At 46.9% G+C, this 11,601-nt stretch carries 11 protein-coding genes and 1 pseudogene; 4 read left to right on the top strand and 8 right to left on the bottom strand.

The window, feature by feature from the left end:
- Window positions 1–120: pseudogene (locus HF322_RS05025) on the top strand (IS5/IS1182 family transposase); the annotation flags it as partial.
- Between the two features lie 186 nt (window positions 121–306).
- Here the strand turns inward: HF322_RS05025 and HF322_RS05020 are convergent.
- Both HF322_RS05020 and HF322_RS05015 read right to left on the bottom strand, forming a co-directional pair.
- A complete protein-coding gene (locus tag HF322_RS05020) occupies window positions 307–495 on the bottom strand; it encodes a hypothetical protein (RefSeq protein ID WP_169392289.1) in 189 nt (62 codons plus the stop codon).
- A gap of 29 nt (window positions 496–524) precedes the next feature.
- Window positions 525–1,376, bottom strand: coding sequence for an N-acetylmuramoyl-L-alanine amidase (locus HF322_RS05015; RefSeq protein WP_169392288.1), 852 nt, complete (start codon window positions 1,374–1,376; stop codon window positions 525–527).
- Between the two features lie 139 nt (window positions 1,377–1,515).
- Here HF322_RS05015 and HF322_RS05010 point away from each other — a divergent pair, with 139 nt between their 5' ends.
- On the top strand, window positions 1,516–2,574 hold the full coding sequence (locus tag HF322_RS05010) for a nitronate monooxygenase family protein (RefSeq protein WP_169392287.1): 1,059 nt from the start codon (window positions 1,516–1,518) through the stop codon (window positions 2,572–2,574).
- A 3-nt stretch (window positions 2,575–2,577) separates the two neighbouring features.
- Here HF322_RS05010 and HF322_RS05005 read toward each other — a convergent pair whose 3' ends face one another.
- The 6 genes from HF322_RS05005 to HF322_RS04980 all read right to left on the bottom strand — a co-directional run bounded on the left by HF322_RS05005 (window position 2,578) and on the right by HF322_RS04980 (window position 9,212).
- Window positions 2,578–3,237 carry an MOSC domain-containing protein gene (locus tag HF322_RS05005; protein WP_223193180.1) on the bottom strand — a complete coding sequence of 220 codons (660 nt, stop codon included), beginning with the start codon at window positions 3,235–3,237 and terminating at the stop codon, window positions 2,578–2,580.
- Window positions 3,238–3,529: 292 nt separating this feature from the next.
- Window positions 3,530–3,934, bottom strand: coding sequence for a ribosome silencing factor (gene rsfS, locus HF322_RS05000; protein ID WP_169392285.1), 405 nt, complete (start codon window positions 3,932–3,934; stop codon window positions 3,530–3,532).
- Window positions 3,935–4,012: 78 nt separating this feature from the next.
- Window positions 4,013–4,897 (bottom strand): nicotinate-nicotinamide nucleotide adenylyltransferase, encoded by an 885-nt coding sequence (locus HF322_RS04995; protein ID WP_223193170.1) that lies wholly within the window; start codon window positions 4,895–4,897, stop codon window positions 4,013–4,015.
- A gap of 11 nt (window positions 4,898–4,908) precedes the next feature.
- Window positions 4,909–5,742 (bottom strand): NYN domain-containing protein, encoded by an 834-nt coding sequence (locus HF322_RS04990; protein ID WP_258192782.1) that lies wholly within the window; start codon window positions 5,740–5,742, stop codon window positions 4,909–4,911.
- Between the two features lie 74 nt (window positions 5,743–5,816).
- Entirely contained in the window at window positions 5,817–7,964 is a 2,148-nt protein-coding gene (gene pta, locus HF322_RS04985) for a phosphate acetyltransferase (RefSeq protein ID WP_169392283.1), read from the bottom strand.
- A gap of 15 nt (window positions 7,965–7,979) precedes the next feature.
- A complete protein-coding gene (locus tag HF322_RS04980) occupies window positions 7,980–9,212 on the bottom strand; it encodes an acetate/propionate family kinase (RefSeq protein WP_169392282.1) in 1,233 nt (410 codons plus the stop codon).
- Window positions 9,213–9,733: 521 nt separating this feature from the next.
- Here HF322_RS04980 and HF322_RS04975 point away from each other — a divergent pair.
- Window positions 9,734–9,979: a lipoprotein gene (locus tag HF322_RS04975; RefSeq protein WP_169392281.1), complete on the top strand. Its 246-nt coding sequence runs from the start codon at window positions 9,734–9,736 to the stop codon at window positions 9,977–9,979.
- 166 nt (window positions 9,980–10,145) lie between these two features.
- On the top strand, window positions 10,146–11,486 hold the full coding sequence (gene lysA / locus HF322_RS04970; protein ID WP_169392280.1) for a diaminopimelate decarboxylase: 1,341 nt from the start codon (window positions 10,146–10,148) through the stop codon (window positions 11,484–11,486).
- Window positions 11,487–11,601: the final 115 nt, after the last annotated feature.

The following is an 11,601-nucleotide window of genomic DNA, read 5'->3' as shown; positions in this document are numbered from 1 at the left end:
AATATGTTTGCAAGGCTCAAACATTTTCGTAGTATCGCTACTCGTTATGAGAAGTTAGCTCGTAATTTTAAGTCAATGCTTTATCTGGCGTGTACTATCGTTCATTGTAAGATGAATTGAAAACACGCCCTAGTTATTATGAGAAAATTAATTTATATTTTTATTAAACATTTTGTTTAGTGATTTTAATAAAATTGAGACTTATAAATTTAAATGATAATCGCTATATTTTATTTAAAGGCTAATATTTACTTAGTTTTAAATGTTTTTTAAGGCTTCGGTTATGAATATACCTAATTAACGAAATTAATGCTCATCGGTTGGCGCAGTAGATCTCATTTGTGCTTCTTCAATCAACGCCCTAACCCGCGCGCTTTCCTTCAATACGCAAGCCTCATAAGCCGATAGCGGCTGAGGTTCTTGCGCGTTGTCTTCCTCTTGTTTGGCTTTAGCTTCCAAATACTTATCAAGCTCATTTTGCTCTGACTGGCTCATGACGATCCCCCTTGATTGATTAAAAGTTATCACCCATTGTTATACTTTTTATCAAGCGCTTTCAATATCGCAAACGTTTCCAAATCCATTTGTCCGGTCGGCTGCTGCGGTCGAAAGTGCAGCTGAAACGCATAAACCACATTTTGGCTGGCTTTGTCCCACTCCAACGTATCATTGATGGCATAGCCATAATTACGAAGCAGCGCTTTTATTTCTAAGATAGGGGTTTGCGAAAATAGCGCGGAATCCATAAACGCTGTCTTGTCCGCTGCGTCATACCAAGCGCCGATTTGGTAATCAAAATACAGCCGCTGCCAAGGGAACTTCGCGCCGGGGTCGATTTTGCGCTGCGGGGCAAGGTCGGAGTGGGCGATGATGTGAGTGGGCTTGATGCGGTATTTTTCAGCCAAATTTTTGACCAAAAAAGCGACCTTTTGGATTTGTAAGTCATCAAATTCAACAAAGTCCGCGTAAGGATGGTAGCCTTTGATTCCGCGAGCCTCTTTGGCAATGCCGTCATTGACGATTTCAATGCCGATGGCGGTATCGTTTAACACGCTGCGACCGGTAAAGCTGCCGTTTCCGGCGTGCCAAGCGCGTTTGTCATCGGCAACGAGTTGATAAATTTTATCGCCATCGTTTTTTGGGATTAAATAATGAGCGCTGACGTTACCATTGGTCAAAATGTCGAGAGAATCGCTGTCGTTTTCGGCGGTGTAATGCAGCACGATAAATTGGATGCGCTCATTTTGACCCGTTGCGTGATAAGTGGCGTCATCAATGACGAATTTGGGCGCGGTTGTAGTTGGGGTAACGGTGGCGCAGCCTGCAAGGGTGAGTGCAAGCAAAGTTCCGCTTAAAATAGGGGCAAATTTTTTCATAACCAACCAAGAATAAAAATGTTAAGCTAAATTTGATTGTAGCGTGATAGTTTTAAATAACAACGCTTTAATGACCGCGATTTAACCATAAAGAACGGCGACATAAAAACTTTTCAAGATAAAAAATAAGAGGTCAGCGATGCCAAGCTTAAACCATTTGCAAATTTCTTTTCCCATCATTCAAGCGCCGATGGCAGGCGGGGCGACCACGCCAGAATTGATTGCCACCGTCAGCAACTTTGGCGGAATCGGCGGTCTTGGTGCAGGAACGTCAGCACCTGAAACTATCAAACAAAACATTACTGATATTAAAGCGCTAACGCAAAAGCCATTTATGGTAAATTTAATTGTATTAACGGAGGCGCAAAGTCGCGATTTTGATTGCGCCATTCCGGATTGGCTTGCCGACTATTATAAAAGTAATGATATCGAAGTGAACTTGCCAAAGCATCCGGCACAAAAGTTTTCTGAGCAGTTGCAAGTGCTTTATGACAATCCTGTTCCCATCGTAAGCTTTACCTTTGGCGTTGTAAATTCTGAGCAGGTTAAGCGTTTGCAGCAGCTTGGCATGGTCGTGATTGGTACGGCAAACCACCCAAACGAGGCGCAAGCTTGGGAGGCAGTGGGCGCAGATGCCGTTTGCGTTCAAGGGGTCGAGGCGGGCGGTCATCGCGGCGGCTGGCTTGCCGAGAGCGATGCTGACCCGTTGGGGCTGCTGGCGCTCATTAGCCAAACCAAAAATTGCACCTCACTACCGCTGATAGCTGCCGGTGGCATTATGACCGCACAAGATATCAAAGCCGTTTTGGCGGCAGGAGCGGACTTTGCGCAACTAGGAACGGCGTTTTTGGCAACGGACAAATCAGGGGTCAGCGATGATTATAAAAATGCTTTGGTGGCGGCAAGTCAAGGTAAGCGCTGCCCTGAGACGCGATTAACGCGGCTGTTTTCTGGGAAATTGGCTCGCGGCTTGGTCAATGGCTTTTTAAATGACTTTGCAAAATTTGACAATCAGTTTGGTAACAACGCTAATTTGCCACCTTATCCGCAGCTGAATGCCATGACCACACCGATGCGCGCCCATGCCAAAAAGCATCACGATGTGGAGCATTTATCGATTTGGGCGGGGCAGGGCGTAAGTCAGGTGAAAAAAGAACCCACGACCGAGCTGCTAAAACGCTTGGTTCAAGACTTATAGTGATTACTTTATTTTCTTTTTAAGCGCGGCTTTCCAACTGTCCTCTAAGCAGTCAATGGCAAGCCAAGGCTCGATGATTGCCGCGTCAAATTTGTCTTTGGCATTGGTCATCTGCCAAAGCGTTTTTAAGTCGGCAAACGGATAAGGTCGCTCGATAAGATAAACTGGCAAATCCGCTTGAATGATGCCATCGCGAGCCACTTGAAAGTACCAACCGGCAATGCCTTGCTTGCTTACCCACGAGGCGATATTGGGAACTTTGCTAAATTGCCCGATTTGGTCGTTGATTTTGTAGCACGGTCGTCTTGGTTGAACGATTCGCAGCTGAACGCTGTTACTATCGGCTACGTTGTCATTGACAAATTGCCCCCCATACTGAAAAACGTCGCCAATACAAACGCTGCTTTCGGTCAATTCTGGCAGACCATTCACCGCTTTAGTGATTAAGTTTTCGCCAAGGGTTCCCGATTGTACGTTTAAGCCAAACTCTTGATTAATCGCGTCATAAGTCGCTTTTGGCAGTTGATGAACGGCTTTTAAATAACCGCCATGGTGGCGGCGGTCGGCTTGCTCATCGGTGGCAATTCCCAAAAAATTGACCAAGGCGGGTTCTTTGACGGGTTGTTTATCAATCGCGCTTAATTGCTCACGGGCAAACGGCATGGCTTTGCCGGCGCGAACGTCGATAAGGTGGGCAACGTGAAGCGGTAAGTTAATGCTATCAAAGGTTTGGTCAGCGTTTGGTTCAAAAGGGTGGTTTTCAGCTAAAGCGACAGTCATTGGCAATTCCAGTTGTCATTTTCATTTAAAGCGTTAAGTATTAGGATTATCTTAACTCAGTGGTGACGGAATAAGCAAAAGCTGCCATAGTCAAAATTTTGCCCAAAAAAAACCGAACAAGGCGTTCGGTTTTAGGGATCAGCAGGGTTTGGCAGATTTTAGCAAGCCGCGCAATTTAGTTACGGCGACCGGCTTTTTTAGGTTCGCGCGGCGTGGCAACCAATTCGGCGAGACTTTCAGGCGATGACCAAAGCCCCTCTAAGTCATAAAATTCGCGCGCAGCGGGGGTCATCATATGAACGACGACGGCGCCCAAATCAATCAGCGTCCAGTCAGAATCGTGACCGCCTTCGCGACCAAGCGGCATGAATCCGGCTTTTTTAACCTCAGCGCCGAGGCTGTCAGCAAGCGCGCGGACGTGGCGCTTTGAGGTGCCATCGGCAATCACGATGCGCTCCATCACGTCGGTCAAGTCCTCAACGTTAAGCACGGTGATATTTTTGGCTTTCATGTCGTCAAGCGTTTCGGTCACCAGCGTCAAGCATTGCTCAAGGCGCTCGTTGGTCATGGTAGTTGTCATAAAATCTTAGTTTCCATAGTCATCAATAAAAAATCGTAGCCGCGCTTTTGGGTCGGCGCTGTGGCTATTAAAGGGATTTTAACGGAATTGGTCAGTAGAATATAGCCGATGACGAATAATATAGTCATAAACTGTAGGATTTAGCTCAGTGAGCAAGCGCGGCTGAGTCACAGTCGATAAGGATTTGGCTGCCAACTGCTCGCGGATACTGGAGCTTGAAATGGCGACAATTGGCGACCAGTCCAAATAAATACGACCGTTTAGCTTAGTTTTCAATGGCTTAAGAGAAAAAAAAGGTTGGGCTGCCGCGCTTTTTTCAATAAATGTAAAGATAGGTTGTCGAGCTAAATGTTTTAAATCAAGCTTAGGATGGGTTAAGTCAGCAAGCTGGGTCGTGACTTTAGCTTGTAAGGCGTTGGGCAATTTATCAATCGGGTTTTCGCTATTTATCGAGTTTTCACTATTTTTAGCATTTTGAAAAGCAGTATCTTTTTTAGCAAAATGGGTCGTCTCATCAACTCGATTAAACACCCAAAGATGAACAAAATCGGTCAATTCAAGCCCTTGACGCCATTTATCCAAACTTGCCGCGCTGTCCATTCCCATGATAAAAATCAAAGTATCCTCAGAAAAATTTTGCCGAAGTTTACGAACAGTATCGATGGTAAACACGGGCGGCGCTTGCCAAAGCTCGAGCTCATTGATGGCAAGGGGTGTATTTTTGGTGGCAAGTTTGAGCATTGCCAATCGCTGCTTAGGGTCGATGGTATCGGTTTTAAATGGCGATCGCGAATTGGGAAGCAACTCAACGCTGAGCGCTCTTTTTTGCTGAGTTGCGATGGGGGCTAATTGGTTAAATACCGCCATTGCCATTTGGATATGACCATTGTGAACGGGATTGAACGAGCCGCCAAGATACGCTCGAATGGCAGGATTCTGGTTAGCGTTTTGGGAATTTTGCAAAATAGTTAACATTATGAACGGTTTCGAACAAAAACGGCTTTGTGGTGGTCGTTGTTGGGGTAGCGCTCTTCCATCTCAAAATGGCGCGGATAGGCACGTAAAAAGTCGCTAAATTTGCTAAAGCCAAACAGCCGCGTGTCAAAGTCCGGCTCGATTTTTAATAAGTGGTTTTTTACCGGCGCTAAATGTGCCCAGCCGGCGTCGTCCGCGACGTTGATGATCGCCATTTTGACCATGGTGATGGCAACATCGATGGGTTTAAATTGGTTTTGCTCGGTGGAAAATAGCATATCAGCGGAGTCGTAAAAATCGACCTCAGCGGCAGATTTTGCGTTATCCAGCATTTCTAAATAGGTAAAGCGGTCGCAAGCTTGCGTAAAAGGTTTTGGCGTTTGCTGTTTGCCAAAGCCAAACACGTAAAGCCCTTGCTCGCGGATGCGCTGAGCTAAGCGCGTGTAATCGCTGTCGGAGGTCACCAAGCAAAAGCCTTCAAAGCGCTGAGTATAAAGCAAATCCATGGCATCAATAATCATACAAGCGTCGGTGGCATTTTTGCCAGTGGTATAGGCAAATTGCTGAATGGGCTGAAGGGAGTAGTTGAGCAGCACGTTTTTCCAGCTGGCAAGTTGCGGTTTCGTCCAGTCGCCATAAATGCGCCGAACGCTGCCGCGACCAAGGGTTGCAATCTCACTCATGAGCGCCTCAACGTGCGCCGCTGAGATGTTATCGGCATCGATTAAAACAGCAAGCTTGGCGTTGGGGTTGGGCAAATCCGGCGTAAACATGACGATGAGCAACCAAAAAAAGCAATGCCCTATTGTAGTGGTCGGCGGATCAGTTGTCATCTTTTGCTGTCAGCTAATAAAAAACCGACCTTATTTAAGATCGGTTGTTATTCAATATCATTTATTTTAACAATTTACACCGCGTCGCTATAGGCTTGAATGGCAGTTAGCGCAATGGTGTAAATGATGTCATCAACGAGCGCGCCGCGTGACAAATCGTTGACCGGTTTGTTAAGACCTTGCAGCATGGGACCTACGCTGATCACGTTGGCGCTGCGCTGAACGGCTTTATAAGTGGTGTTGCCAGTATTTAAATCAGGGAAAATAAACACGTTGGCTTGTCCTGCCACCGGTGAGTCCGGCGCTTTTTGTTTGCCAACGCTCATGACCGAGGCGGCGTCGTATTGCAAAGGTCCATCAACGGCTAAGTTTGGCGCGCGCTCGCGAACGATTTCGGTGGCGCGAGTGACTTTTTCAACATCAGCGCCTGCGCCCGATGCGCCCGTTGAGTAGCTGATCATGGCAACTTTGGGGTCAATACCAAAAGCAGTTGCCGACTGCGCCGATTGAATGGCGATCTCGGCAAGCTCTTCGGCAGTTGGGTCAGGGTTGATTGCGCAGTCCCCGTAAACGACCACTTGCTCTGGCAGCAGCATAAAGAAAATGGAGGACACCAAGGAGTACTGCGGCGCGGTTTTAATCAGCTGAAATGCAGGGCGAACGGTATTAGCCGTGGTATGAATCGCTCCTGAAACCAAGCCGTCAACCTCGTCCATTTGCAACATGGTCGTTCCCAAAAAGACCGTATCGGTTAACTGCTCAGCGGCAACGGCTTCTGACGTTTTACCTTTTCGGCGCTCAACGACAGCTTTGATATATTTATCCATATCAAGGCTTGCAGGATCAATGATTTCAAGACCTTCTGGCAACACCAAATCACGATTTTTAGCCACTTGCTCAACATCTTCGCGCTTGGCAAGCAGCACACAGTTGGCAATGCCGCGGCTTTGGCAAATACAAGCGGCCTCAACGGTGCGCGGCTCGTCGCCTTCAGGAAGCACGATGCGCTTGTTGGCAGCTTGCGCTTTTTTAACCACTTGATGGCGAAACGCTGAAGGGGATAATCGCGGCTTATAATCGCCCGTAAAGTACGTTTTGATCCAGCTTAAATCCAAATGCGCTGCGACATAGCGGGTGACCTCTTGAGCGCGCTCAATGTCATCGCTTGGGATTTCAGCGCTCATGTGAAGTAAGTTTTGAACGGTTTCAAAGCTGTCGCTGGCAACGCTCATGACCGGAATACCAGTTTTAAGCGCCGATTGCCAAAGCTCAGCAACGGTGGCGTTTGGTGCCTCGCCGCCGGTCAGCACAAGCCCTGCTAAAGGAATGCCATTAATACAAGCAAGGGCTGCAGCAAGCAAAATATCATCGCGATCCCCCGGAACGACAACGAGCGTTCCGCGTTTAAACACTTCATCAACGCGCGCAACCGAGCGGGCAGTAAGACTGATATGATTGATCCGGCGCGATTTTGCCTCACCAACGTTTAGCCAAGTGGCATCAAGCTCAGCAGCAATATCCCAAGTTCTTGGTACCGATAACGAGTCGCTAAATGGCACCACCCCAATCAAGCGAAAGCGCTCGGTGTTAAAATCTGGAAGCAGCTTTTCCACTTCAAGCATAAAGTCATTATCAAGGCTGACCACCGCTTCACCGGGAGCTACTGGCTGAGTATCAAAGGTATTTGGCACATCTTGAACGCGCATTAAAATGCAGCCAAGGGTGCGCTCATGCGAGATGCCGCCAAATTCGCGGGCATGAACTTCAAGCTTTTCTGCCAAATGCGAGGGATTATGAAGATCAGCGGTGCTCACAAAAATGATTTTAGCATCTAAAGCATGAGCAATAGCGCGGTTAATTTGTGAGGCATAAGACGCTTCGGTAGTGGGTACCAAGCCTTCACAAATCACAACATCATGATCGCCTTCAATGGAATGAAAATTTACCACCACCTCTTCCATCAAATCATCAACGTTGCCGCTTGCCAACATGCGCTCAACGCGCTGACGGTTGATCGAAGGCGGCGGCGTCAAGCCAAACGCGTGCATGGTCAGTGCCGATGAGCTGTCCAAGCTGTTTTGCTTATCCAGTGTATCATCTTGCAAAAAAGGCTTCATAAAGCTGGCTTTGATGCCGTTGTAATCAAGAGCGCGAATCAGACCAAGCGCGGCTGAGGTCACTCCAATGCCGCGGCTGATGGGAACCAATAAAATAGTTTGCATAGCGACTCCTTGTGATTAAAGCCCAAGCGTTTGGCGGGTTTCTTTAGCGATTTGACATTCTTCATCGGTTGGAACGACCCAAAGCTCGATGCTGCTATTATCGTTATGAAAGCTGCCTTCTGCGCCGCCTGCAAGCGAATGGTTTTTATCTTCATCAAACGAGATGCCAAAATGACGCATCACATCTAAAATGCGCGCTCGCGTTGACGCTGAGTTTTCGCCAATGCCGCCGGTAAAGACGATTCCGGTAAAGCTTGGTAAAGCGCAGCTTAAGCTTGCCAAATATTTGCCCGCGCGGTAGCAGAACATTTCAATGGCGAGTTGAGCATCTTCATTGCCTTCATTAGCCGCTTGCTCAATGGTTCGCAAGTCGTTTGACAGTCCTGAAATTCCCAAAAGCCCGCTGTTATGGTTAAGCATGTCATTGATTTCCTCAAGGCTCATGCCAAGCTTACGCTTAAGGTGAACGTGAAGCCCTGGATCAACATCACCACTTCGCGTTCCCATCATAAGCCCCTCAAGCGGGGTCAGTCCCATGCTCGTATCCAAGCTTTTGCCATCGTAAACTGCCGCCGCTGAGCAGCCATTTCCCAAATGCGCGGTCAGCCAGCCATGAGCGCCTTTAGCATCGGTGATTTGGCTTGCACGCTCCGACACATAAGCGTGAGAGGTGCCATGAAAGCCATAACGGCGGATTTTTTCTTCCTCATAAAGCGCGTTTGGAATCGGATAGCGATAAGCCACCGGCGGCATGGTTTGGTGAAAGGCGGTATCAAACACCACCACTTGCGGGATTTCAGGATAAATCGCCTGAACCGCTTCAATACCAAGGGCGTTGGCAGGGTTGTGCAGCGGCGCTAGGATTTTTAAGCGCTTAACTTCTTCTAACACATGGTCATCGACCTGAACGGCTTCTGAGTATTCGCGGCCGCCATGAACCACGCGGTGACCGACCGCGATAAAGTGATATTGTTCAAGGAGCGCCAAGATTTTTTGCAGCGCCAACTGATGCCGACCACCTGGGATGGTGATTTCAAGCTTTTCACCGTTTAAGGTGGTGTGCTTAATTCGTGCGGTATCAAGACCTAAGTTTTCGGCAAGTCCTGTGATTCGGGTGGATTCATCTTCGCTAATCAGCGCATATTTGATCGATGATGATCCGCAGTTTAATACAAGCGTTGGGTTGGTCAGGGTTGATTTTACTGAACTGCGGTCGCTAAAGCTTGGATTGCTGGCACTGTCACTCATACTCTGTCCTTAGATGATGGTTATTGGTAATGACGTTTAGTCCTGATATTGCTGCTCTGTCAGGATGCCGCACAATCACGGCTCATTGCTCACATAGTTTCAAAATCTGACCGCGATAGCAATAAGGATTTAACAAAAATCGCTTCAATGAACGCTTAAAACGCTGCAACGGCTGACAATCAAAGGCTCAGCAAATTGTAAGCAATTTTGTCAAAAATAGCATAAATGAGATGATATGTCTCAATTATTCAATCATAAAAAGCAAAAAAAGCAGATTTTTATCCAAAAACGCTAAAAATTTGTGATTTTTACTGAAGTTTTGATTGCGATGGCTCAAAAAATCCTTTACAAAATAAGACTATTGTCAGTTAAGTATTGAACAATAATCACTTATAACGCCGTGATGCTTTTTTCCTCACAATAAGTCATTTAACTTAGCCCACAAATCAAGCTAAAATACGGATCAGTTTGATAGTCAGTCATTTATTTTTAATTGTTATACCGTCTTGCAAGGCTTTGCCATGAACTCTCAAAATTTACGCCGCGTTGCCCTGATCGCAACCGGATGTTTTGCCGCGCTAATGATTACTGGATGCGGTCAAAAAGGCGATTTATATTTAGTCAAACCTGAATCAGGCGCACTGGTGACTGGATCGGATGCCACCGCCAGCACCAGCGATCCGCAAGATGCCGCGTTTGCTAAGATTGATGATAACGAGGTTGACAGCTCGCGTTATTTGGATAAAAAAGCAAGTTTTGCCGGATAACAATAACGATCCTAATGATTATTAAATCGGCAATGAGTTAAGCGGTATAAAGCCAAACTAAAAAAGATGGCTTGGCTAAATGTCAGTAAAAATCAGTTAAGGATGACCACCCCATTTGTCAAAGCAAATGGCAACGATAAAAATCACGATGAAAAAGAGCAGCACTATGACAAGTTTTGAAAAAAGCGGCGCCAACCAACAAGCCGGACGATATATCGACCCAAAAGCGCTGACCGAAGCCCTTCCGGCGCTAAATTACAGCTCTAACTCACTATGCTTTGATGAGGTGAGCGTAAGCGATCTTGCCAAAGCTTACGGCACGCCCTGCTATGTGTATTCAAAGCAAGCCATTTTGGATACTTATCAAGAATATAGCGACAGCTTTGCTGCCATCAATCACCAAATTTGCTATGCGGTCAAAGCCAACTCAAACTTAGCCGTTTTAGGAATTTTAGCAAAGGCGGGCGCAGGATTTGACATCGTGTCACGCGGTGAGCTTGAGCGCGTTCTGGCAGCCGGTGGCAGCGCAAGCAAAGTGGTGTTTTCAGGCGTTGGCAAAACTCGCGATGAGATTGCTTTTGCTTTAGAGCAGGGTATCGGTTGCTTTAACGTTGAGTCGATCAGCGAAATTGCACTGATCAATGAAATTGCAGGGGTGATTGGCGTTCGCGCGCCGATTTCACTGCGCGTTAATCCGGATGTTGATGCCAAAACGCACCCGTATATTTCAACGGGTCTCAAAGACAACAAGTTTGGCATCGACCATAACGTTGCCGTTGCCGTTTACGAAGAAGCGGCTACCCTTGAAAATATCGAGATTAAAGGCATTGATTGCCATATCGGCTCGCAATTGACGGATGTGACGCCGTTTGTTGCTGCGCTTGATAAAGTCATTGAGCTGATTACTACCTTAAAAAACAAAGGCATTCACTTATCGCACATTGATTTAGGCGGCGGTTTAGGCGTTCGTTATATTGATGAGACGCCAGTTAGCATTCATGATTTTGCGCAAGCGTTATTGCCCAAATTAACCGCGCTTGGCTTAAAGCTATTTTTAGAGCCCGGTCGCAGTATGGTTGCTAATGCTGGAATTTTATTGACCCGCGTTGAGGTGTTAAAGCCAACCGAGCACAAAAACTTTGCCATCGTTGATGCGGCGATGAATGACTTGATTCGACCTGCGCTTTATCAAGCCCAAATGGCGATCATTCCAAACGTTTTGCCTGAGGGCGGCGCGGATCACAACAACTTGCAATCTTGGGATATCGTGGGCGCGGTTTGCGAAACGGGCGATTTTTTAGCCAAAGAGCGCCGATTGTCGCTCGCGGTTGGGGATATTTTGGCAGTGACGGGCGCCGGCGCTTATGGCTTTGTGATGAGCAGCAATTATAACTCAAGACCGCGAGCTTGTGAGGTGATGGTTGATGAAGACCGCCACCAATTGATCCGACCGCGCGAAACGATCAGCGAGCTGTTTGCCACTGAACGCTTATGGAATGACAATTAATATCTTATTTTTCAAAGTTTTATCGTATTTTTAAATCGACCCATGGTTATCTTAACGATGGGTTTTTTATCACCTTTAAAAAATATCAAAGAATAATAAGCTTGAGCCAAGCCGA

It is taken from the genome of Psychrobacter sp. MF31, from assembly GCF_012847335.1.
Taxonomy (GTDB): domain Bacteria; phylum Pseudomonadota; class Gammaproteobacteria; order Pseudomonadales; family Moraxellaceae; genus Psychrobacter.
This window is presented reverse-complemented; position numbering and strand designations above follow the sequence as displayed.

Coding starts and splice junctions, on each gene's coding strand:
- HF322_RS04980 (WP_169392282.1), bottom strand. CDS start 9,212: ATGAGTGACAGTGCCAGCAATCCAAGCTTTAGCGACCGCAGTTCAGTA.
- lysA (WP_169392280.1), top strand. CDS start 10,146: ATGACAAGTTTTGAAAAAAGCGGCGCCAACCAACAAGCCGGACGATAT.
- HF322_RS05010 (WP_169392287.1), top strand. CDS start 1,516: ATGCCAAGCTTAAACCATTTGCAAATTTCTTTTCCCATCATTCAAGCG.
- pta (WP_169392283.1), bottom strand. CDS start 7,964: ATGCAAACTATTTTATTGGTTCCCATCAGCCGCGGCATTGGAGTGACC.
- rsfS (WP_169392285.1), bottom strand. CDS start 3,934: ATGACAACTACCATGACCAACGAGCGCCTTGAGCAATGCTTGACGCTG.
- HF322_RS05015 (WP_169392288.1), bottom strand. CDS start 1,376: ATGAAAAAATTTGCCCCTATTTTAAGCGGAACTTTGCTTGCACTCACC.
- HF322_RS04990 (WP_258192782.1), bottom strand. CDS start 5,742: ATGACAACTGATCCGCCGACCACTACAATAGGGCATTGCTTTTTTTGG.
- HF322_RS05005 (WP_223193180.1), bottom strand. CDS start 3,237: ATGCCGTTTGCCCGTGAGCAATTAAGCGCGATTGATAAACAACCCGTC.
- HF322_RS04975 (WP_169392281.1), top strand. CDS start 9,734: ATGAACTCTCAAAATTTACGCCGCGTTGCCCTGATCGCAACCGGATGT.
- HF322_RS05020 (WP_169392289.1), bottom strand. CDS start 495: ATGAGCCAGTCAGAGCAAAATGAGCTTGATAAGTATTTGGAAGCTAAA.